Source organism: Tropicimonas aquimaris, assembly GCF_042676185.1.
In the GTDB taxonomy this organism is placed as follows: domain Bacteria; phylum Pseudomonadota; class Alphaproteobacteria; order Rhodobacterales; family Rhodobacteraceae; genus Tropicimonas; species Tropicimonas aquimaris.
This window is the reverse complement of record NZ_JBHTJT010000056.1, coordinates 14,054-36,194: the sequence shown is the minus strand read 5'-3', so window position 1 is coordinate 36,194 and position 22,141 is coordinate 14,054. Positions and strand designations below refer to the sequence as shown.

At 66.8% G+C, this 22,141-nt stretch carries 19 protein-coding genes; 13 read left to right on the top strand and 6 right to left on the bottom strand.

Translation table 11 applies throughout. The features are described 5' to 3' along the window. The first annotated feature begins 111 nt into the window (after window positions 1-111). The 9 genes from ACFQ2S_RS22885 to glmM all read left to right on the top strand — a co-directional run bounded on the left by ACFQ2S_RS22885 (window position 112) and on the right by glmM (window position 12,099). Entirely contained in the window at window positions 112-1,041 is a 930-nt protein-coding gene (locus ACFQ2S_RS22885; RefSeq protein ID WP_089232452.1) for a glycine--tRNA ligase subunit alpha, read from the top strand. A 124-nt stretch (window positions 1,042-1,165) separates the two neighbouring features. Next, complete coding sequence (locus ACFQ2S_RS22880) at window positions 1,166-1,633, top strand: DUF6446 family protein (protein WP_386078517.1); 468 nt, start codon at window positions 1,166-1,168, stop codon at window positions 1,631-1,633. Then, window positions 1,630-2,841 carry a sodium/glutamate symporter gene (gene gltS / locus ACFQ2S_RS22875; RefSeq protein ID WP_386078514.1) on the top strand — a complete coding sequence of 404 codons (1,212 nt, stop codon included), beginning with the start codon at window positions 1,630-1,632 and terminating at the stop codon, window positions 2,839-2,841. The genes ACFQ2S_RS22880 and gltS overlap by 4 nt, the downstream gene beginning before the upstream one ends. 9 nt (window positions 2,842-2,850) lie before the next feature. After that, the gene (gene glyS / locus ACFQ2S_RS22870) at window positions 2,851-5,070 is read left to right on the top strand and encodes a glycine--tRNA ligase subunit beta (protein ID WP_386078512.1); all 2,220 of its coding nucleotides are present in this window, start codon (window positions 2,851-2,853) and stop codon (window positions 5,068-5,070) included. Between the two features lie 142 nt (window positions 5,071-5,212). Further along, window positions 5,213-7,762 (top strand): putative PEP-binding protein, encoded by a 2,550-nt coding sequence (locus ACFQ2S_RS22865; RefSeq protein ID WP_386078509.1) that lies wholly within the window; start codon window positions 5,213-5,215, stop codon window positions 7,760-7,762. Window positions 7,763-8,084: 322 nt separating this feature from the next. After that, window positions 8,085-8,636 carry a cell wall hydrolase gene (locus ACFQ2S_RS22860; RefSeq protein ID WP_386078506.1) on the top strand — a complete coding sequence of 184 codons (552 nt, stop codon included), beginning with the start codon at window positions 8,085-8,087 and terminating at the stop codon, window positions 8,634-8,636. A 147-nt stretch (window positions 8,637-8,783) separates the two neighbouring features. Continuing rightward, the gene (locus ACFQ2S_RS22855; RefSeq protein ID WP_386078504.1) at window positions 8,784-9,698 is read left to right on the top strand and encodes a dihydroneopterin aldolase; all 915 of its coding nucleotides are present in this window, start codon (window positions 8,784-8,786) and stop codon (window positions 9,696-9,698) included. A 35-nt stretch (window positions 9,699-9,733) separates the two neighbouring features. Continuing rightward, window positions 9,734-10,759, top strand: coding sequence for a dihydropteroate synthase (gene folP, locus ACFQ2S_RS22850; RefSeq protein WP_386078501.1), 1,026 nt, complete (start codon window positions 9,734-9,736; stop codon window positions 10,757-10,759). After that, window positions 10,756-12,099 (top strand): phosphoglucosamine mutase, encoded by a 1,344-nt coding sequence (gene glmM / locus ACFQ2S_RS22845; RefSeq protein ID WP_386078498.1) that lies wholly within the window; start codon window positions 10,756-10,758, stop codon window positions 12,097-12,099. The genes folP and glmM overlap by 4 nt, the downstream gene beginning before the upstream one ends. A gap of 74 nt (window positions 12,100-12,173) precedes the next feature. Here glmM and ilvC read toward each other — a convergent pair whose 3' ends face one another. Then, a complete protein-coding gene (gene ilvC, locus ACFQ2S_RS22840) occupies window positions 12,174-13,256 on the bottom strand; it encodes a ketol-acid reductoisomerase (RefSeq protein WP_386078496.1) in 1,083 nt (360 codons plus the stop codon). Window positions 13,257-13,332: 76 nt separating this feature from the next. On the opposite strand from ilvC, the gene ACFQ2S_RS22835 reads away from it, so the two are divergent. From ACFQ2S_RS22835 to ACFQ2S_RS22825, 3 genes are all read left to right on the top strand, one after another. Continuing rightward, window positions 13,333-13,788 carry an Lrp/AsnC family transcriptional regulator gene (locus ACFQ2S_RS22835; protein WP_386078493.1) on the top strand — a complete coding sequence of 152 codons (456 nt, stop codon included), beginning with the start codon at window positions 13,333-13,335 and terminating at the stop codon, window positions 13,786-13,788. After that, entirely contained in the window at window positions 13,785-14,243 is a 459-nt protein-coding gene (locus ACFQ2S_RS22830; protein ID WP_386078490.1) for an Lrp/AsnC family transcriptional regulator, read from the top strand. The genes ACFQ2S_RS22835 and ACFQ2S_RS22830 overlap by 4 nt, the downstream gene beginning before the upstream one ends. Window positions 14,244-14,399: 156 nt before the next feature. Beyond that, the gene (locus ACFQ2S_RS22825; protein WP_386078487.1) at window positions 14,400-15,527 is read left to right on the top strand and encodes an aminotransferase class V-fold PLP-dependent enzyme; all 1,128 of its coding nucleotides are present in this window, start codon (window positions 14,400-14,402) and stop codon (window positions 15,525-15,527) included. A 60-nt stretch (window positions 15,528-15,587) separates the two neighbouring features. On the opposite strand, the gene ACFQ2S_RS22820 is transcribed toward ACFQ2S_RS22825, so the two are convergent. The 3 genes from ACFQ2S_RS22820 to ACFQ2S_RS22810 form a co-directional block, all read right to left on the bottom strand. Continuing rightward, window positions 15,588-16,787, bottom strand: coding sequence for an FAD-dependent monooxygenase (locus tag ACFQ2S_RS22820; RefSeq protein WP_386078484.1), 1,200 nt, complete (start codon window positions 16,785-16,787; stop codon window positions 15,588-15,590). A gap of 93 nt (window positions 16,788-16,880) precedes the next feature. Further along, on the bottom strand, window positions 16,881-17,117 hold the full coding sequence (locus ACFQ2S_RS22815) for a hypothetical protein (protein ID WP_386078482.1): 237 nt from the start codon (window positions 17,115-17,117) through the stop codon (window positions 16,881-16,883). Between the two features lie 100 nt (window positions 17,118-17,217). Continuing rightward, the gene (locus ACFQ2S_RS22810; protein ID WP_386078480.1) at window positions 17,218-17,868 is read right to left on the bottom strand and encodes a pyrimidine 5'-nucleotidase; all 651 of its coding nucleotides are present in this window, start codon (window positions 17,866-17,868) and stop codon (window positions 17,218-17,220) included. A 146-nt stretch (window positions 17,869-18,014) separates the two neighbouring features. On the opposite strand from ACFQ2S_RS22810, the gene ACFQ2S_RS22805 reads away from it, so the two are divergent. Further along, complete coding sequence (locus ACFQ2S_RS22805; RefSeq protein WP_386078478.1) at window positions 18,015-18,665, top strand: GntR family transcriptional regulator; 651 nt, start codon at window positions 18,015-18,017, stop codon at window positions 18,663-18,665. 98 nt (window positions 18,666-18,763) lie between these two features. Here ACFQ2S_RS22805 and ACFQ2S_RS22800 read toward each other — a convergent pair whose 3' ends face one another. Beyond that, entirely contained in the window at window positions 18,764-20,770 is a 2,007-nt protein-coding gene (locus ACFQ2S_RS22800; RefSeq protein ID WP_386078475.1) for a glycosyltransferase, read from the bottom strand. Between the two features lie 86 nt (window positions 20,771-20,856). Beyond that, on the bottom strand, window positions 20,857-22,014 hold the full coding sequence (gene carA, locus ACFQ2S_RS22795; RefSeq protein ID WP_386078472.1) for a glutamine-hydrolyzing carbamoyl-phosphate synthase small subunit: 1,158 nt from the start codon (window positions 22,012-22,014) through the stop codon (window positions 20,857-20,859). Window positions 22,015-22,141 lie beyond the last annotated feature (127 nt).

Sequence of the window (22,141 nt, the reverse complement as noted above, 5' to 3'; positions counted from 1 at the left end):
GTGGCCGTCCTGCATCGCCGGCGTCCCGGGGTGCGATTGACCCTTGCCCGCCTGCCGCCTATTGAGGCGCAACACCGCCAAGTGCGACCGACAACCGAGCAGGGCCGAGCCATGACCGACACCACCCGACCGACCTGTTTCCAGGAGGTGATTCTGCGGCTGCAAACCTATTGGGCCGAGAAGGGATGCGCGATCCTCCAGCCGTATGACATGGAGGTCGGGGCGGGCACGTTCCACCCGGCGACGACGCTCAGGGCGCTCGGCAGCAATGCCTGGGCCGCCGCCTACGTGCAGCCCTCCCGCCGGCCCACCGACGGGCGCTACGGCGAGAACCCCAACCGGCTGCAGCACTATTACCAGTACCAGGTGCTCATCAAGCCGAGCCCGCCGGACCTGCAGGCGCTCTACCTCGGCTCGCTGGAGGCGATCGGCATCGACATGGCGCTGCATGACATCCGCTTCGTCGAGGATGACTGGGAAAGCCCCACGCTGGGCGCCTGGGGCCTCGGCTGGGAAGTCTGGTGCGACGGGATGGAGGTGAGCCAGTTCACCTATTTCCAGCAGGTCGGCGGGCATGATTGCAAGCCGGTCTCGGGCGAGCTGACCTACGGGCTGGAGCGCCTTGCCATGTACGTGCTCGGCGTCGATCACGTGATGGACATGCCGTTCAACCGCCCCGACGCGCCGATCCCGCTGACCTATGGCGACGTGTTCCGGCAGACGGAGGCGGAATACAGCCGTTGGAACTTCGATGTGGCCGACACCGACGTGCTGCTCAAGCAGTTCGAGGAGGCCGAGGCCCATTGCGAGTACATTCTCTCGCATGGCGAGGTCGATCCCAAGACCGGCAAGCGCATCGTCATGGCGCACCCGGCCTACGACCAGTGCATCAAGGCCAGCCACCTGTTCAACCTGCTCGACGCACGCGGCGTGATCTCGGTGACCGAGCGGCAGGCCTATATCGGGCGGGTGCGTGCGCTTGCCAAGCGCTGCGCCGATGCCTTCGTGCAGACCGAAGCCGGGGGGTGGGTCGCGCCGTGACCCGGCCTGCCGCCATCAGCCACCGGGCCGCGCTATTGCGCCAGCCCCGGCAGCAGGGCCCTGGCCCCGCTGAAGATCATGGCGATCCGGGGAGCCGCGCAGGGGCAGCCGGGACGGTGGCGACATGAGCGGGAAGATCATCGGGGGTGGAATCGTGGCGATCGCGCTGATTTTCGGGGCGATGGTCTACTATTTGCAGGAATATTACTACTACGAAGAGGTCTCCGCTTCTCCGGAGGAGATCTCGTTGACCCTGATCGGTGGCGCTCCGGAGCCGATCCTCGCCGAAAACATCCGGGCGATCGACGCCATTTCCTCGCCGATCCGCTATCGCGCCTGTTTCACCACGCCGATGTCGCTGTCGATGCTGACCGAGACCTACGAGCCTTATGCCAAGGCCGTGCCGCTGGTCGGGCCGCGCTGGTTTGAGTGTTTCGACGCACAAGAAGTGGGCGAGGCGCTGGAACAGGGCGAGGCCGTCGCCTTCCTGGGGCAGAAGGACATCGCGACTGGCGTGGACCGGGTCGTCGCGATTTTTGAGGACGGGCGCGGCTATGTCTGGCACCAGGTGAACGAGGAGTTCGCCGAGTGATCGAGACAATGACACTCAACGGCTTCGCCTCGGTGACGCTTGCCTTTCTCGTGTACCTGCTCGGAGCGAAGCTGACCCGGCAGGTCGCCTTTCTGCGCGATTTCAACATCCCCGAGCCGGTGTCCGGCGGGCTGCTGGTCGCGTTTGTCACCATGCTGATCTACGGCCTGCTCGGGCGGGCCATCGCCTTCGACCTGGCCGCGCGGGACTACTTCCTGCTGGTCTTCTTCACCGGCATCGGGCTGAATGCGCGGCTTTCGGACCTGGCGCGCGGCGGGGTGCCGCTGGCGATCCTGCTGGTGCTGACCATCGGCTATGTCGTGCTGCAGAACCTCGTCGGCGTCGCGGGCGCGCGACTGTTCGATCTGCCGCCGGAATTCAGCGTGCTGCTGAGCTCGGCGGCGCTGATCGGCGGCCACGGCACGGTGATCGCGTGGACGCCCCGGATCGAGGAACTGACCGGCGGCGCGGCCGGGGTGAGCGAGCTTGGCGTCGCGGTGGCCACGATCGGCCTCGTCTGCGCGGCGCTGATCGGCGGGCCGATCGCGAAATACCTGATCAACCGGCACGGGCTGACGCCCGAGCGCCCGGAGGAAGAAAACACCATCGGCGTGAGCTTCGAGGACGAGGAGGTCGAGACGATCGACCACCTGTCCTTCATGCGCGTGATGCTCTGGGTGCACGTGACCATCGCCATCGGGATCTCTCTCTGGGAGGCGCTGAGCTATACCGGGGTCGAACTGCCGCCTTTCGTGCCCTGCCTGCTGACCGGCATCGTTCTGGGCAACCTCATCCCCGCGGTGATGCCGCGCGTGGTCGAAGTGCGCCGGACGCCCACACTGGCCATGGTCTCCGATTTCGCGCTCGGCACCTTTCTCGCGATGTCGCTGATGAGCCTCCAGCTCTGGACGCTGCAGGGCATGGGGCTGGTGCTGGCGGTGGTGATGGGGGCGCAGGTGCTGCTCTCCGTCGTCTTCACGCTCTTCGTGCTTTTCCCCGCGATGGGGCGGGGCTATCGCGCGGCGGTGCTTGCCTCCGGCTTCGGCGGCGTCTCGCTCGGCGCCACGCCCACCGCCATCGCCAACATGACCGCCGTGACCAAGCGTTACGGCCCCTCGCCGATGGCCTTCGTCATCCTGCCGCTCGTCTCGGCCTTCTTCGTGGATATCGTGAACAGTGTCGCGATCCAGTTCTTCCTGCCGCTCTGAGGACCAACCATGCCCGATCTTCTGATCGAACTCCTTTCCGAAGAAATCCCAGCCCGGATGCAGGCGCGCGCCTGCGCCGATCTGAAGAAGCTGGTGACCGACGGTCTGGTCGAGGCGGGGCTCACCTATGCCTCCGCCGAGGCCTTCGCGACGCCGCGCCGGCTGGCGTTGACGGTCGAGGGGCTGAGCGCGGAGAGCCCGACCGTGACCGAGGAGCGCAAGGGGCCGCGGGTGGATGCGCCGGAAAAGGCGCTGGAGGGTTTCCTGCGCTCGACCGGGCTGACCCGCGACCAGCTCGAAGCGCGGGACGCGGGCAAGGGGCAGGTCTGGTTTGCCAGCATCACCAAGGCCGGCCGCCCGGCGGCCGAGATCGTGGCCGAGGTTCTGGAGAGCGCGATCCGCAACTTCCCCTGGCCCAAGTCCATGCGCTGGGGGGCGGGCAACCTGCGCTGGGTGAGGCCGCTGCACTCGATCCTCTGCACGCTGACCGACGAGGCCGGCACCAGCACCGTGCCGCTCGAGGTCGACGGGATTGCGGCCGCAGACACCACCGCGGGACACCGGTTCCTGGCGCCGGGGCGCTTCGCCGTGCGGGGCTTCGACGATTACGCGGCCGCGTTGAAGCGGGCGCATGTGATCCTCGATCCGAAGGAGCGGGCCGAGGCGATCTGGCATGACGCGACCAACATGGCGTTTGCGCGCGGGCTCGAGGTCGTAGAGGACCGCGGGCTGCTGGCGGAAGTGGCCGGGCTGGTCGAATGGCCGGTGGTGCTGATGGGCGAGATCGGCGCCGACTTCCTCGGCCTGCCGCCCGAGGTGCTCAAGACCTCGATGAAGGAGCATCAGAAGTTCTTCTCGGTGATGAATCCGAAGAGCGGCCGGATCGAATGCTTCGTCACCGTCGCCAACATGGTGACCGAGGACAACGGCGCGACGATCCTCGCTGGCAACCAGAAGGTGCTCGCAGCCCGGCTGTCGGACGCGAAATTCTTCTGGGAGAACGACCTGCGCGTGGCGAAGGCCGGGATGGGCGACTGGCTCGACGCGCTCGACAACGTGACCTTCCACAACAAGCTTGGCTCCCAGAAGGCGCGGATCGATCGGATCGCCGGGCTCGCGCGCGAGATCGCGCCGATGGTGGGAGCCGATCAGGCGCACGCCGAAAAGGCCGCGCAGGTGGCCAAGGCCGACCTCTCGTCCGAGATGGTCTACGAGTTCCCCGAGCTTCAGGGCACGATGGGGCGCTATTACGCCGAGGCCGCGGGGCTGGCCCCGGAGGTCGCCGCCGCCGCGGAAGAGCATTACTCGCCGCTCGGCCCGTCGGACAGCGTGCCGACCGCGCCGGTTTCCGTCGCCGTGGCTCTGGCCGACAAGCTCGACACGCTGACCGGCTTCTGGGCGATTGACGAGAAGCCCACCGGCTCCAAGGACCCGTTCGCGCTGCGGCGCGCGGCGCTCGGCGTGATCCGGCTCGTTTTGAACAATGGCCTGCGGCTGAACCTCGACCGCCTGATCGACGCGCAGATCCTGCGCCACAAGATCGAGCCGGCCAGCGACCGTGAAGAGGCGCTCTGCAATGCGCTGCTCGGAGAGATTGCGCATCACGGCGTCTTTGGCGGCGCGGTGCGGGCGATGATCGATCAGATCGAGGGCGATGCTCCGGAATGGATCGAGAAGGTCACCGAGCATTCGCCCGACACCAGCGACGACCTCGTCGGTTTCTTCCACGACCGGCTCAAGGTGCACCTGCGGGACGAAGGGCTGCGTCACGACGTGATCGACGCCTGCCTGTCGATGCCCAGCAGGGACGACCTTGCGCTGGTGGTGAAGCGGGCGCGGGCCCTGTCGGATTTCCTTGGCACCGAGGACGGGGAGAACCTGCTGCAGGGCTTCAAGCGGGCCAACAACATTCTGACCCAGGCCGAGGAGGCCGATGGGGTCTCCTACGAGTTCGGGCCCGACCGCAAATTTGCCGAGAGCGACGAGGAGCGGGCGTTGTTCGACGCGCTGGACCGCGCGGAGGGGGCGATCTCTTCGGCCATCGAGGCCGAAGATTTCGCGTCGGCCATGGGAGCCATGGCCTCCCTGCGTGCTCCGATCGACGCGTTCTTCGAGGCGGTCCAGGTCAACACCGACAACCAGATCGTGCGCCGCAACCGGCTGAACCTGCTGCACCGGATCCGGGAAATCTGCCTGCAGGCGGCCGATCTCACGCGTATCGAGGGCTGATGGTACGGGCCTGTTCGGCCTACCGGCCGGGCGGGCGGCTGTTGCGCGAATGCCTGCAATCCGCGATGCTGCACAGCAGCGGTTGTGGCAGGGCGCGGCTCGGCTATCCTTGTGGGGCCGGCGCAATACGAAGGAATCGCCTGTGTTGAACCCGGGAGACCTCAAGGATTTCACGCTGATCACGCCCACTGCGGACGTGCGGACAGATACGCATGGCGGCCGGGCGAAATGCCTTCAGCGCCTGGTGCGGCTCGACATCCCGATCCCGCGAACCGTGGCGATCTCGTTCGGTGCGGTGCACAAGATCGCCGAAGGCGTGCGGCCGGACACGCCGCGGCTGCTCTCGGCCTTCGGGCGGACTCCGCTGGTCTCGGTGCGTCCGTCGAGCGCCGATCCCGACTGGGGCGGGCCGGGGGCTGTTCTCAATATCGGCATGAACAACGAGCGCTACACCGAGCTCTCCAAGACGATCGGTCGCGAGGCGGCAGCGGCGCAATACGTCAAGTTCATTCAGGCCTATGCGATCGAGGTCGCGCGGCTTGACCCTGAGCCATTCGAGGAGGCCGCGGAGGACGACGATCCGGTCCGCGCGGCGCTGGCGGCCTTCGAGATCGAGATGGACGAGCCCTTCCCGCAGGATCCCGCGGAGCAGATGCAGGAAGTGCTGCGCTCGATGGCGCGCGCCTGGGAAGGGGTGAGTGCCCGGCTGCTGCGGCAGGCGCGGGGCGCGCCGGTCGATGCCGGGCTGGGGTTGGTGGTGCAGGACATGGCGCCTGGGCTCGGCACCGGCGAAAGCGGCTCCGGGGTGATCCGGATGATCGACAAGGTGACCGGCGACCGCCAGATCACCGGGCGCTACAAGCGCAAGGGCCGATCCGGGCGCAAGCGCCAGGAGATGTTCCTTGCCGCCGATCCGCGCGGGGCCTCGATGGAGGAAGAGGCGCCTGAGCTTTTCGCGCAGCTGACGCGCATCCTCGACACCTGCCGGACCAACCTGCGCGAGGAGATGGAGATCAAGTTCACCGTCTCGCAGGGCGAGTTGCGCGTGCTCGACGCGGTCAAGGTCGTCCGCAGTGCGCGGGCTGACGTGAAGATCGCGGTGGCGCTCGCCGAGGACGGGATCATCTCGCCCGAGCAGGCGCTGCTGCGCGTCGAGCCGATGTCGCTGACAGAGCTGCTGCACCCGCAGGTCGATCCGGAAGCCAAACGCGACGTGATCCTCAAGGGCATTGCCGCCAGCCCCGGCGGGGCCACTGGGCGGCTCGTCTTCTCTTCCCGCGCCGCGCAGACCTCGGCCAGCCACGAGCTGCCCTGCATCCTGGTGCGGCGGGAGACGACGCCGGAGGATATCCGCGGCATGCATGCGGCGCAGGGGATCATCACCGAGCGCGGCGGCATGACCAGCCACGCCGCGGTGATCGCCCGCGGGCTCGGGCTGCCCTGCATCGTGGGCGCCTCACGGATGCGGATCTCGCGCCGCGAGAAAACGGTGACCACCGCCGATGGGCGCGTGTTCCATGAGGGCGACATCGTCACCGTGGACGGTTCCACGGGCGAGGCGCTGGCTGGCGCGGTCCCCATGCTGGAGCCGGCGCTCGACCGGCCGTTCCGGACGCTCATGCGATGGGCCGACGAGGTGCGCGACATCGGCATCCGCGCCAACGCGGACACGCCCGACGACGCGCGCATGGCCGAGACCTTCGAGGCAGACGGCATCGGCCTGTGCCGCACCGAGCACATGTTCTTCGAACCCGCCCGTCTGACGGTGATGCGGGAGATGATCTTTGCCGACAGCGAGGTCGACCGACAGGCGGCGCTGGATCGCCTGCTGCCGATGCAGCGCGAGGATTTCGTGGAGCTGTTCCGGATCATGGCCGGCCAGCCCGTCTGCATCCGCCTGTTCGACCCGCCTCTCCACGAGTTCCTTCCGTCCGATCGCGAGGGCCTCATGGCGCTGGCGGAATCGCTCGACCTGCCGCTGAGCGACGTCACCCGGCGCGTCGACGCGCTGTCGGAGTTCAACCCGATGCTCGGCATGCGCGGCGTGCGTCTCGGCGTCACTATGCCCGAGATCTACGACATGCAGGTCCGTGCGATCTTCGAGGCCACGGTGGAGGCAAGCCGGCAGGCCGGCGCCGCGGTGGTGCCCGAGGTGATGATCCCGCTGGTCTCGGCCAAGCGCGAGGTTGAACTTGTCAAGGCGCGGATCGATTCCGTTGCCGCCTCGGTGCGTGTGGAGACGGGGCAGGGCTTCGACTACCGGCTCGGCGTGATGGTCGAAACCCCGCGCGCTGCGTTGCGGGCGGGTGAGATCGCGAGCTATGCCGCCTTTCTCAGCTTCGGAACCAACGACCTGACGCAGATGACCTACGGACTGTCGCGCGACGACGCCGGCCGCTTCATGGGAACATATGTGAGCAATGGCGTGTTTCATGAAGACCCCTTCCATTCGCTTGATCGCGATGGGGTGGGAGAGTTACTTCTGATCGGCGCAGAGCGGGGTCGGGAGGCCCGCAAGGACGTCGTTCTGTCGGTCTGCGGCGAGCATGGCGGCGATCCGGATACCATCGGATTCTGCCGGGACGCGGGCTTCGACTACGTGTCCTGTTCGCCCTTCCGTGTGCCCGTCGCGCGACTCGCTGCGGCCCATCTCGCGCTCAAGTCGCCGGGAGTGCCAGACTCACAAGATTGAAAACGCGCAGTTTTCTGCCGATTTCTGGCGGAAATCCGCCCAGTTTCGTCACATTTTGGCCACGATTCTGCCGTTAGGTCAGCGTCCCTGCCAATTCGGACGGTTTGTGGCATTTACACCTTTAGCCGTCGTGCGCTATCGCCCCCGACGGCTCGACGTGGCCAGACGCGTCGCTGGGTGGGAAAGTCTTATGTCGTTTTTGCGTGCAACCGTTCTGTCGCTTGTTTTCGGTATTTCGCTCTCCGGAGCAGCACAAGCCGAAGTCCGTCTGTCGACCTCGACGGACCCGTCAGGGTCTGGGGCTGAGCGACTGGAAAGCCTGATGGGAATGGAAAGCCGCGTGCTGAACTCGCTCAGCGACGACCATCTGGGGCGCCTGGCCCCGAGCAGCTCCCTCCGTGCGAAATCGCGTCCGCGCACTTTCAAGTCCGTGAGCTATACGCGGGGCTGGCTCGACAAGCAGCCCTTCGTCGAGGGCGGACAGGAATGGGAATGCCTTGCCGAGGCGCTTTATTTCGAGGCGCGCGGCGAGAGCGTGAAAGGCCAGTTCGCGGTGGCCGAGGTCATTCTGAACCGCGTGAAAAGCCCGCTCTACCCGAACACCGTCTGCGGCGTGGTCAACCAGGGCACCGGCAAGCGGTACCAGTGCCAGTTCACTTACACCTGCGATGGCAATCCCGAGAACATCAACGAGCCCTCCGCCTTTCGCCGGGTCGGCAAGGTGGCGCGGCTGATGCTGAACGGCGCGCCGCGGCTGCTGACCGGTGGGGCCACCCACTACCACACCACCGCCGTGCGCCCGTCCTGGTCGAAGAAATTTCCGAGGACGGCGGACATCGGGGATCACCGTTTCTACCGCCACCCGCGGTCGTAAGCCCGCGACGCTCCTGATGCCCGATCGCCTGAAAGGGACGTCGGATACGTTTCCTCGGCGCGTCCGGCAGGTCGCAGGGATCGCATGGCGGTTCAAATTCGTCGTTTGCCGCGTGGCTTTGCCGGCGGAACGTGGCATGAAGCCGACATGACGACCGACATTACACTCGCCTTCGCCCATCCCGAAAGCCGCGCCTCCGCGACGGCGCCCGCGGATGCCCCCCGCGACCGCATCTCCCTGCGCGACTATATACGCACCGTCGAAATCGGCGCCTTCCAGGAGGAGCGCGGCGTGGAGCAGCGTTTGCGCTTCAACGTGGTGGTCGAGGTCGGTCATGCCGCGGCGCCGCTGGCCGACGATGTCGACAGGATCCTCAGCTATGACGCTATCACCGAGGCAATCGATGCCGCGCTGGCAGCCGAACGACTGAGCCTGCTGGAGACGCTGGCGGAGCGGGTCGCCGAACGTCTTCTTGGCGAGCCGCGGGCGCGCCGGGTCTTCGTACGAATCGAGAAGCTCGACCGCGGGCCCTATGCGCTCGGTATCGAGATCGAGCGCTCCTGCGCCGTCGTGCGTCCGACCGAACCGGAACCCGACCGCTATTCCCGACCGCTGGTGCTGCATCTGTCCAACGCGGCGATTGCGGACAAGCGGCTTCCGGGGTGGCTCGACCAGATCGAGCGTCTGAAACGCCCCGTGGTGCTGACCGTCGGGATGCCGGACGCCGCCACGCCGGTTGCGGGCGCGTCCATGCCGCAGCGCCGGATCGACCTTCTGGCGCTGGAGCAGAACGCCTGGGTTCTGGCCGCGCGCGACCGCCGGTGCATCGTGGTCAACAGCCGCACCGAAATCACCCATGCCATCCACGCCGGGCGAATCATCGTCTGGGCGCCTTCGAAGATCGTTCTGGATGCCGTGGAGGGCCCCGACGCCGGGCCGCGCGAGGCCGCTGCGCTCTCGGGCTGGTTCGCGCGCACGCTCGAGGCGGAACGCTTCATCGGTCTCGGGGCGGAGGTGCCAAGGGGTGACCTGCTGGAACTCGAGGACGAACTGGCGCTATAGCTGCGCGACATCGTCAGAACCTGAGCAGGGGTCCAATGACCGACTATTATCGCCCGATCCCGAGCTGCGATCCGGCACGCCCGGACGGGGCGCTGACGCTGGCCGGCGGCTGGGCATGGTTCGACCGTGTCGAACGGCTTCGACGTGGGGCTGCGCCAGTGGTGATTGGCTGCGATGCCGTGCCGTCCGAGGTTCTGGCCCGGCTGGCCGCGCCCCGGCCGGCCCTCGCGGGGCTGAGCTTCGAGACGCCCGCGATCATGGGCATCCTGAACGTGACCCCGGACAGCTTTTCCGATGGCGGCGAGCACGAGGAGCGGAGCACCGCACTGCGTCGGGCCAGGGAAATGGCGCAGGAGGTCGAGATCATCGACATCGGCGGCGAATCCACTCGGCCCGGCGCCGACGAGGTGCCCGTGACAGAGGAGATCGCGCGCACCGTGCCGGTGATTTCCGAACTCCGGGCCTCGGGCGTGGCGTCGCCAATCTCGATCGACACCCGCAAGGCCGAGGTCGCTCGTGCCGCGCTCGCGGCGGGCGCCGATCTTGTCAACGACGTCTCCGGGCTCGGCTTCGACCCGGCGATGCTGCCGCTTTTGGCCGAAACCGGCGCGCCGCTCTGCCTGATGCATTCGGTGGCCACGCCGGCCACGATGCAGGACGATCCGCGCTACGACGACGTGCTGCTCGACGTCTACGACTTCCTCGAAGAGCGCCTGATCCGTGCCGAGGCCGGCGGGTTGCCGAGGGAGCGGGTGATCGTCGACCCGGGCATCGGCTTCGGCAAGACGCTGGAGCACAACCTCGCGCTTCTTGCCCGCCTGTCGCTGTTCCACAGCCTCGGATGCGCGGTCCTGCTTGGGGCATCGCGCAAGCGCTTCGTCGGCGCTGTCGGCGGCGCGGCCGAGGCGCGCGACAGGGCGCCTGGGTCCATCGCCGTGGCGCTTGCGGCCGTGGCGCAAGGGGTGCAGATAGTCAGGGTGCACGACACCGCGGAAACCGCGCAGGCGCTACGCCTCGCGTGGGCTGCCTGGTCAGGGAAACAACTCGAGGGGGGAAGATGAGCAGGAACCTGTTCGGAACCGATGGGGTGCGGGGGCGCGCCAACGCGCACCCGATGACCGCCGACATGGCGCTGAAGCTCGGCGCTGCGGCCGGTCGGTATTTCCGCCGCGACGGCAAGTCCGGCCACCGGGTGGTGATCGGCAAGGACACCCGGCTCTCGGGCTACATGTTCGAGAACGCGCTGACCGCGGGGCTGACCTCGACCGGCATGAACGTGCTGCTGCTCGGTCCGGTGCCGACGCCGGCGGTGGGCTTCCTGACCTCCTCAATGCGGGCCGACGTCGGGATCATGATCTCTGCCAGTCACAACCCGCATTACGACAACGGCATCAAGTTCTTCGGGCCGGACGGCTTCAAGCTCTCCGACGAGGCGGAGGCCGAGATCGAGGCGCTGGTGGTGAACGGGGTCGAACTGGCCAAGGCCGAGAATATCGGCCGCGCCCGCCGGATCGACGACGGCCGCTTCCGTTATATCGAACGCGCCAAGGCGAGCTTTCCCACCCATCTGCGGCTGACCGGCATGAAGGTGGTGGTCGATTGCGCCAATGGCGCGGCCTATCGCACGGCGCCTGAAGTGTTGTGGGAACTTGGGGCCGAGGTGATCCCGCTTGGGGTCTCGCCGGACGGTCTCAACATCAACAAGGAATGCGGCTCCACCCATACCGAGGCGGCCGTGGCCGCGGTGCTGGAACATGGCGCCGATGTGGGCATCTGCCTCGACGGCGACGCCGACCGGCTGATGATCATCGATGAGAAGGGCAGGGTGGCCGACGGCGACCAGATCATGGCGCTGATGGCCTCCCGCTGGGCCGAGGAGGGCCGGCTGCGGGGCGGTGCGCTCGTCGCGACCGTGATGTCCAACCTCGGGCTGGAGCGTTACCTCGAGGGCCGCGGGCTGCGGTTGGAGCGGACGCCGGTTGGCGACCGCTACGTCGTCGAGCGGATGCGCGCCGGCGGGTTCAACCTCGGGGGCGAGCAGTCCGGGCACATCGTGTTCACGGATTACGCCACGACGGGCGATGGTCTGATCGCCGCGCTGCAGTTCCTGGCCGGGATGGCCGACACCGGACTGCCGGCCTCGGCCCTGTCCATGACCTTCGAGACGGTGCCTCAGTTGCTGCGCAACGTCCGCTTCAAGGACGGCCAGACGCCGCTGGAAACGCTCTCGGTCCAGAAGGCGATCGCGGCGGCCGAAGCGCAGCTTTCCGGCAATGGCCGGCTGCTGATCCGCAAGTCCGGAACCGAACCGCTGATCCGTGTGATGGCGGAAAGCGAGGATGCGACGCTGATGGAAGACGTCGTCGCGGCGGTGGTGGCCGCCGTGGAAGCCGCGGCCTGAGGCCGAAACCGGGCTTCCGAAACAAAAAGGGCGCTCTTCGGAGCGCCCTTTTCTTTCAACGGGGGGTGGCAGCTTCAGTTGCGCGCCTTGTCCACCATCTTGCCGGCGGAGATCCACGGCATCATGCCGCGCAGCTTCTCGCCGACCTGTTCGATCTGGTGCTCGTCGTTCAGGCGGCGGGTGCCTTTGAAGAACGGCTGGCCGACGGTGTTTTCCTGCATGAAGTCACGCACGAACTTGCCGGTCTGGATGTCGGTCAGGACGGCTTTCATGCGGGCCTTGGTCTCGTCGTAGGGAAGGATGCGGGGCCCGGAGACGTACTCGCCGTATTCGGCGGTGTTCGAGATCGAGTAGTTCATGTTGGCGATGCCGCCTTCGTAGATCAGGTCCACGATCAGCTTCACCTCGTGGAGGCACTCGAAATAGGCCATCTCGGGGGCGTAGCCCGCCTCGACCAGTGTCTCGAAGCCCATGCGGATCAGCTCGACCAGGCCACCGCAGAGCACGGCCTGCTCGCCGAACAGGTCGGTTTCGCATTCCTCGCGGAAGTTGGTCTCGATGATGCCCGAGCGGCCGCCGCCGATTGCGGAGCAATAGCTGAGGCCGATCTCCAGCGCCTTGCCGGAAGCGTCGTTATGCACCGCGACGAGGCAGGGCACGCCGCCGCCCTTGGTGTATTCGCCGCGCACGGTGTGGCCGGGGCCCTTGGGGGCCATCATGATCACGTCGACGCCGGGCTTCGGCTCGATCAGGCCGAAATGCACGTTCAGGCCGTGCGCAAAGGCGATCGCGGCGCCTTCCTTGAGGTTGTCGTGCACGTATTTGCGGTAGGTCTCGGCCTGCAGTTCATCGGGCATGGTGAACATGATCAGGTCGCACCAGGCGGCGGCCTCGGCGATGCCCATCACTTTCAGGCCTTCGCCCTCGGCCTTGGCGGCGGAGGCGGAGCCTTCGCGCAGGGCGACGACGACGTTCTTGGCGCCGCTGTCGCGCAGGTTCAGGGCGTGGGCGTGGCCCTGCGAGCCGTAGCCCAGGATGGCGACCTTCTTGTCCTTGATCAGGTTGATGTCGCAATCGCGGTCGTAATACACGCGCATGGTGTTTTCCTTCAGTCTTGAGCGGTGTTGCTGGCGGCATTCTATGCAAAAGACGTGCATGGACGTTTCAAATTTCCCGGATTGGCGGGAAAGGCGGCGCATTCTATAAGTGTATCGAACCAAATCCGGTGAATTCATGCTCGACGACCTCGACCGCCGCCTGCTGCGCCACCTTCAGCCCGACCCGGGAATCGCCATTGCCGATCTCGCGAACGCCGCCGGCACCACGCCCTCGGTCTGTTCCCGGCGTCTCACGCGGATGCGCGACCGCGGTATTCTCAAGGGACAGGAGGCGGTGATCGACTGGCACGCGCTTGGCTACCAGGTGCATGTCTCTCTTCGCATTTCGCTCGACAAGACTCAGTCCAACGCCTTCGACGTCTTCATTCGCGAGGCGAGAAAGGTGCCGGAGGTACTTGAAATCCAGACGTTTCTCGGGCGCGTCGACCTCCGGCTGGTGATCATCGCCCGCGACATGGCGCATTATCAGCATCTCTACCGGACGAGGATCCTGACCCTGCCGCATATCGCCGACGTCGAGGCGCTGGTTCACGTGGCGACCATCAAGTCCCGGGAGATCCTGCCGCTGTGATGGACCTCGACGAGACCGACCGCGCGATCCTGCGCGCGCTTCGCGCCGATGCCGCGCTCAGCGCAGGCGAGTTGGGCCGCAGGCTGGGCCTGTCACAGCCCGCCGCTTGGCGCCGTATTCGCCGACTGACCGAGAGCGGCGTGATTTCCGGCCGCCGGGTCGTGCTCGATCGCGAGGCGCTCGGCTTCGGCGTCACGGTCTTTCTCGGTGTGAAACTCGCCACCAAGGGGCGTGTGTCGCTTGACGAGTTCGAACGCGCCGCCTCCGCCATTCCCGAGGTCCAGGCGATCGAACACGTGCTCGGCCTGTTCGACTACCGGCTGAAGGTCGTGGCGCGCGACCTTGCCGATTTCGAACGTGTCCTGCGTCGTCGCATCATGACCCTTCCCGGTGCCGGCAACGTGGAGGCCAACGTGATGCTCAGCGAGGAGCGGCTGCCGGGCCCGCTCGGCTGATCAGGTTTGACGCGGGCGGGGAGGAGCGTCCCGGCCCGGTTCCGGTTGAAGGCCGCCCACGTCCGCTGGGGATGAAACCCGGAGCGTCAATACCGCCATTTGCCAAACCGATGGGCGCGCGGTAGCACGGGGCGACACGCATCAGGGGAGGCACCTATGGCCGCTTTGCTCGACACCGTAGATCCCGACGGGCTGCTGGAGTATTCCGTCGTTTTCACCGACCGCTCGCTCAATCACATGAGCGCGACTTTCCAGCAGGCGATGCGCGACATCAGCGAAATGCTGCGCGAGGTTTACAATGCGGATGCCGTGGCTCTCGTGCCCGGCGGCGGCACCTGCGGAATGGAGGCCGTGGCGCGCCAGTTCGGCACTGACGCCCATGCGCTGGTCGTGCGCAACGGTTTCTTCTCCTTCCGCTGGAGCCAGATCTTCGACGCCGGCCGCTTCACCTCGCAGACCACGGTGATGAAGGCGCGTCAGGCGGGAAACGACACGCGCGCACCGTTCGCGCCCGCGCCGATCGAGGAAGTGACCGCGAAGATCCGCGAGGCGAGGCCCGATGTCGTCTTTGCCCCCCATGTCGAAACCGCGGCGGGAATGATCCTGCCCGATACCTACGTCACGGCGCTGGCCGAGGCCGCGCACGAGGTCGGCGCGCTGATGGTGCTCGACTGCATCGCCTCCGGCGCCGCCTGGGTCGACATGAAGGCCACTGGCGTCGACGTGCTGATCTCGGCGCCGCAAAAGGGCTGGTCCGCGTCGCCCTGTGCGGGGCTGGTGATGATGAGCTCCCGCGCCGTGGCCCGGCTCGAAGCCACCGAAAGCTCCAGCTTCGCGCTCGATCTCAAGAAATGGCGCGCGATCATGGCCGCGTACGAGAACGGCGGCCATGCCTATCACGCCACGCTACCGACGGATGCGCTCCGCACCTTCCGTGACACGATGCTGGAAACCCGCGAGCACGGGTTCGAACGCCTGCGGGAGGCGCAATGGGCGCTCGGCGACGGCGTGCGCCGGATGCTGGCTGCAAAGGGCGTCCGCTCGGTCGCTGCCGACGGCTTCGGCGCGCCCGGCGTGGTCGTGAGCTACACCGACGATCCGGAGATCCAGAACGGCAAGAAGTTCGCCGCCGAAGGGTTGCAGATCGCCGCCGGCGTGCCGCTGCAATGCGACGAGCCGGCAGATTTCAGGACCTTCCGCCTCGGCCTCTTCGGTCTCGACAAGCTCTACGACGTGCCCGGCACGCTCGCCCGCCTGCAAGCCGCTGTCGACAAGGTTCTCTGACACATCTTCTTGGCGCAAATATCCCGGGGGGCTCCGGGGGGCTGGCCCCCGGTTCCGTCCTCAGTGGCCCATGCCGGCCCGCATGATCGCCTGGCGCAGCCCGGTGAGGTCGTGCACCGCCTTCATCCCGGTCAGGCGCAGCATCTGCACCTGGGGATTGGGGGAGCGCGTTACCCGGTTGAACAGGTCGATGGCGCCCACCCGCCGCCGTATGTCGCCCGACCGCTGGCGGTCGTAGGAATCCAGCATCTTTGCCTCGCCCAGGCCCTCGCGTCCGGCCATCAGCGCGAGGTTGCGCAGCAGGATCAGGTCGTTCAGCGAGGTGTTGAGGCCCTGCGCGCCGATCGGCGGGATCACATGAGCGGCCTCGGCCATGATCGCCACCCGCGGCGCAGATAGGCGCTCGGCGCGCTGGCTGATGATCGGCCAGAGCCGGCGTGCGGATTTCAGGTGCAGGGGGCCGAGGATGTAGCAGGACCGCTCCGACATCCGGGCCTCGAAGGCGGCCTGGTCCATGGCGGCCAGTGTTTCGGCCCGCGGCCCCGGGTTCATCCAGACCACTGCCGAGGCCGGCCGTCCATCGAGGTCGGGCAGGGGCACCAGCGTGAACGGCCCACCCTCGTTGTAGATCTCGGTTGAGGCATTGGCGTGGGGCTTGGTGTGGCTGACGACGAAGGCGAGGGTCTTCTGCCCATAGCGCGTCGTCTTCACGCCGATCCCAGCGGCCTCGCGAACAGCGGAGTTCCGGCCGTCGGCGCCGATGACGAGTCTCGCCGTGACCGATTCCCCGTTGTCGAGCCGCACGATGGCGCCGGTGTCGCGCGCCACCATCGACTTGAAGCGCGTGCCGAAGCGGAGATCGACCGTCTGCAGCCCGTCAAGAACCCGCGACAATCCCTTGAGAACGCGCCAGTTCATCAGGTTCCAGCCGAAACTCTGCGCGCCGAGGTCACTCGCCATGAATTCCCGGCTGTCGCGGATCTGCGGCGGCCAGCCCACCGTGTCGACGACGCGCAACACGTTCAGCGGCGTCGCGGTCTCCGCGAGATCGTCCCAGAGGCCGATTTCCTCGAACAGCGCCTTTGCGGGTTGCAGAAAGGCCGTCGACCGCAGGTCGGAGCCGTCCGCCTCGCCTTCGGTCACCGGCGGTTCGGGCGAGACCAGCATGGTGCGGAATCCGGCGCGGCCAAAAGCCAGCGCCGCGGTGAGGCCGGCGATCCCGCCGCCGGCGATCAGGATTTCGGTTTCGGTGCATGCCATGGTCGGACCCTCCTGCAGCCGGATGTAGGGCGCATGGCTGGTAAGTCGCAAGCGGCAAAGGGCCCCGGCTGCCGTCCGGGGCACGCGCCTTGCCTAGCCGCCGATCGAGATGACGACGAGAATGGCCAGCGACACGAAGGCCAGCAGCACGAAGAGCACTCCGACGCCGGCGGCGCCCATGGTCAGCCCGACCAGCACAGCGATCACCAGCAGCAGCGCCACCAGCGCAAAGGCCGCGCCTTCGCCCTCGCTGCGGGAAAGGCCTTTCCAGCCGCGGTCTCCGGTAAAGGGTTCGAGGCTTTCGGTCGGTGGGGTGTGGTCTTCGCTCATCTGAATGCTCCGGATTTCGACGTTCATTCACCCTATCGCATATCACGCGGGGACGCGCGCGACCATCTTGCCGCAGCCGGGGAGTGGGGCCAAGCGCATCTCAGCGTCCGGTGATTTCGCCCAGAAAGCCCGCGAGATCGTCGGTGTGATGGTGGATATGCGGTGCGCCGGTTGCCTCGGGAGCCACGTGCACGGTGCGAAGTCCCATGTCGTGCGGTGCTGCCAGGTTGCGGGGGTCGTCCTCGAACATCGCCGCCTTGTCGGGTTCAAGCCCATCGGTGGCAAAGACCGTCTCGAAGGCGATGCGTTCCGGCTTGGGGTGAAACCGCGCATGCTCCACGCCGTAGACGGCATCGAACAGCCCCTCCAGCCCCCGCGCCGCGATCACGCGCTCGGCATAGGGCCGCGACCCGTTGGTGTAGACGATGCGCCGCCCGGGCAGCGCCTCGATGCCGCGCGCGAGATCCGGATCCGGAACCAGGTGCCCGAAGTCGATGTCATGCACCTCGTGCAGGTATCCCGAAGGGTCAGTGCCGTGCTCGCGCATCAGCCCGGCCAGCGTCGTGCCGTAAAGGCGCCAGTAGTGCTGCCGCAGCCGGTCCGCCTCGTCGCGCTCGACGCCCAGTTCGCGCATCACCCAAGCCGTCATGCGGACCTCGATCTGATCGAACAGGCGCATCTCCGGCGGATAGAGCGTGTTGTCGAGGTCGAAGACCCAGGTCTGGACGTGGGAAAAGCTGGAATGGATCATGCGCGGACCCTAGGGCGGTGCCGGCTGGCGTGCAAGCAGCGCCATGCGACGTTCCGGCCGTTCGCCGTGGCGCCCAACTTCTTGAGTTTCGGTCGGTATCGGGTAGCGTGTTCCCCCGCGACCCGCCGCGAACCGAGGAATGACCGATGCCCAGCGACAAGCCCGCCCAGAAAGACGCCTACGAGATGATTCTCGAGGCGATCGACGTGGGAATCTACAAGCCGGGCGATCGCCTCGTGGAGAGCGAGCTGGCGGACCGGTTCGGCGTTTCGCGGACGCCGGTGCGCGAGGCGCTGCAGCGGCTGGAGACCCAGTCGCTTCTGGCCCGCGACGGGCGCAGCCTGATCGTGGCCTCGCTGGACCACAACCAGCTGGCAGAGCTCTATGTGGTGCGGTCCGAACTGGAAGGCCTCGCGGCGCGGCTCGCAGCCCGGCATGCGGCGGTCGAGGAAGTGAAAGTGCTGCAAAACATGATCGACGCAGATCGCAAGCTGATCGAGGATCCCGCCGCGCTGGCACGCGCCAACCGGCGCTTTCACCGGCAGATCCATCTTGCCTCCCACAACCGTTACCTCGTGCAGCAACTCGACTTGGTCTATCGGTCGATGGCGCTGATGGCGACGACCTCACTGGCCGCGGAAGGTCGGGGCGCCATGGCGCTGAACGAGCACCAGGTGATCGTGGATGCAATCCGGGACCACAAGGAGCAGGAGGCCTATGATGCGCTGAAGGCCCATATCTCCAGCGCTTTCGTGCAGCGTCTGACCCAGGACAGCGCGCTCAAGACCGCCCCCTGAAACCGCACGCGCCCGCGCGCCTTCGGATGCTGCGACAGCTTTCGCTGCGCAGCCGGTTTCGATCCCGACAAGACCTTCGGCCAGCTGAAGTCTCGCACCTAGTCTGAGGACGTGCCTGAGAGGTCCTCTTGCTGAGGCGTAGCCTCGTCGTCTGCGTCGATTTTCGGTTCGCCGGGTTCGTCGTGCAATCCGTGTTGCGTCTTGTCCCAGTAGAACGGCCGGGTGAGGATCTCGTAGATGGCCTTGTAGGACGCGGCGGCTGCCAAGGGATAGTAGAAGTGCTGAGTCGGCAACCACCACATCAGGAACCGACGTCCCGGATTGCGAACCGCGAAGGCGCCGACCGACAGGTTGACCAGTTCGGAGACGGCGAAGATGCCCATCAGACTCCAGTATAGCGGTGCCGGGATCAGGCCGGTCAGCGGGTGAGGAAGACCCAGTGTCAGCAGCCAGAAGGACCAGAGAATCGGCGCCAGGATGAATTGTGTAAGAGTGCCGAGGAACAGGATCTGAAAGCCGAGGAACTTCCACGGACCCAAGTCGCGCCAGAGGCGCCTTGGCGAGCGCATGTGAATTGCCCAGGTGATCGCATAGCCCTTGAGCCAGCGGGAGCGCTGCTTGATCCAGGGCACGACGCGGCAGTTCGCCTCCTCCTGCGTCACGGTCTCCACCATTTCGGTGCGGTAGCCATGGCGCACGACCCGCATGCCGAGGTCGGCGTCCTCGGTCACGTTATGCGCATCCCAGCCGCCCATCTTTTCCAGCGCCTCGCGGCGGAAATAGAGCGTTGTGCCGCCGAGCGGCAGTGCGAGGTTGAGGCGTTGCAGGCCGGGCAGCACGACGCCGAACCAGCTCGCGTATTCGATGGTGAACATGCGGCTGAGCCAGTTGGTGCTGTGGTTGTAGTAGTCGAGAACCCCTTGCAGGCAGGCGACTTCAGGCCCGCGCTCGTGGAAGTGCCGGACCACCTTGTGCAACTGGTCCGGCTCCGGGGCGTCCTCGGCGTCCCAGACGCCGACGATCTGTCCGCGGCAGAAATCCAGCGCGTAGTTGAGCGCGCGCGGCTTGGTCTGCACGCCGCCGCGCGGCACGGTGACGACCCGCATCCAGCCCGGCAGGCTGGTGCGGGACAGCACCTCCGCGGTGACCTCGTCGGATTCCTCGACGACGAGCAGGATGTCCATCAGTTCCTTGGGATAGGCCAGCCGGGTGAGGCGTTGGATGAGGCGCCCGGCGATGTCCTCTTCGTGGAACAGCGGCACCATCACCGAGATGGTGGGAAGTCGCGCGATGGCCGGGCTGGTGTTCGCCGCCGGGGAGAAGAGGGGCTTGCGCGTTGCTCGGAGATGACGGGCGGTGGTGACGAGCGCCGCCCCCTTAAGGGAGGCAGTTGCAACGAGGGTGAGCACGGCCCATCCAGCGAGAAGCGAGAAGATGATGGCGGGATAGGCCAGGGCGGCGGCCGTCACGGCGATGACGCCGGCAAGCATCATGCGTGCTGCGGCCACCGTTCCCCATCCTCGGCAGGAATAAAACGACGGCACACGAAGCTCGGCGCGCACGGCGAGGGCGGGATTGCGCACCTGCATCAATGCGCGGTGAAGCGCGGCTTCCGTGGTCAGGGCCATCACCACCGTGCCAAACCGGGCCTCGAGCGCCGATCGCTGGGCGGCAAACCGTTCGGGGTGGGTAGTGGCGACAACGACGGCGCTTCCGCTGCGGCGCCACGGGAGCAACCGCTCGCGCAGGCATTGCGCGGCGCCGAGTGCGTCGATCAGGCGCGCATCGGGCGCGTTGTTATCGAGATCGGCGATGGCCGCGGACCATTGCTCCGACAGCGCCTCCATCAGCTCCGACTCGCTGACCATCCTGTTGCAGAGAAGGATGTCGCCAAGCCGTGTGTCCTGCCGGACCTGCATGGCAAGCGCCTTGACCAGATCGCCCGGGTCGAGGACGCCGCGATCGACGAGGCGTTGCCCGATCAGGATATGTTGTGCGGGATTGACGCGGACGAGCTGCGGTCCGCTGTCGGGCAGGGTGCGGTGACGCCGCAGAAGGGACTGCGCCGGTACGGGCTTCAGCGGCTGTCGTGTCGGCGCGGTCATGTAACTGGCAAGCTGCCCCCACTGGAATTTGGGGCAACATTGCCTAGTCCTTGGTTAACAGTGCGTTAACCGGCGGAGTGAGAGTGTCAGGCGAACTGCGCCCGTGCTGCCATTGCCGCGGCAAAGCGCTCGAACAGATAGTAGCTGTCCTGCGGACCCGGGCTCGCCTCGGGGTGATATTGCACCGAGAAGACCGGGCGGTCGGACATCCGGATACCACAGTTGGACCCGTCGAAGAGCGAGACATGGGTTTCCTTCACGCCCTTGGGCAGGGTCTGGCTGTCGACCGTGAAGCCGTGGTTCATAGACGTGATCTCGACCTTGCCGGTCTCGAGATCCTTCACCGGGTGGTTGGCCCCGTGATGGCCGTGGTTCATCTTGATCGTCTTGGCGCCAAGCGCCAGCGCCAGCATCTGGTGGCCGAGGCAGATCCCAAAGAGCGGCAGCTCGGTCTTGTCGAGGATCTCACGGATCATCGGCACGGCGTACTGGCCGGTCGCGGCCGGATCGCCCGGGCCATTCGAAAGGAACACGCCGTCGGGACTGTGTGCCAGCACTTCCTCGGCGGTCGCGGTCGCGGGCAGGACGGTCACGTCGCAGCCGGCGGAGGCGAGGCAGCGCAGGATGTTGCGTTTGGCGCCGTAGTCCAGCGCCACGACCTTGTGCTTGGGGGATTCCTGACGGGTATAGCCCTCCGGCCAGGCCCACCGCATCTCATCCCAGCGGTAGGATTGCGCGCAGGTCACGTCGCGGGCGAGGTCCAGCCCGACGAGGCCGGAGAAGCCCCGTGCCGCCTCGATCAGCGCCTCGATGTCGAACTTGCCCTCCGGATCATGGGCGATGGCCACATGCGGTGCGCCCTGACGCCGGATCGCCCGGGTCAGCCGGCGGGTGTCGATGCCGCCAATGCCGATCCGGCCGCGCCGCTCCAGCCAGGTCTTCAAAGGCTCGGCAGCACGCCAGCTGGACGGCGAGGTCGGATCCCACTTCACGACCATGCCGGCGGCGACCGGTTCGGCCGTTTCGTCATCCTCGGGGTTCACGCCCACGTTGCCGACATGCGGGAAGGTGAAGGTGACGACCTGGCCCGCATAGGACGGGTCCGTCATGATTTCCTGGTAGCCCGTCATGGCGGTGTTGAAGCAGAGCTCAGCCACGGTCTGACCGGTTGCGCCGAAACCTGTGCCGTAGAACAGCGTGCCATCAGCGAGGGCGAGGCATGCGGTGGGGGTGGGCTGGGGCATCGGTCAACTCCTGCGGGCAAATCGGCGGCAAACTATGGGGCAGGAGAGGGGGCGTCAAGCCAAGCTTGTCAGGCCCGGGCACAAGCACTAGATTGCCCGTTCGAGTTTTGGGGAACCCAAGGGAAAA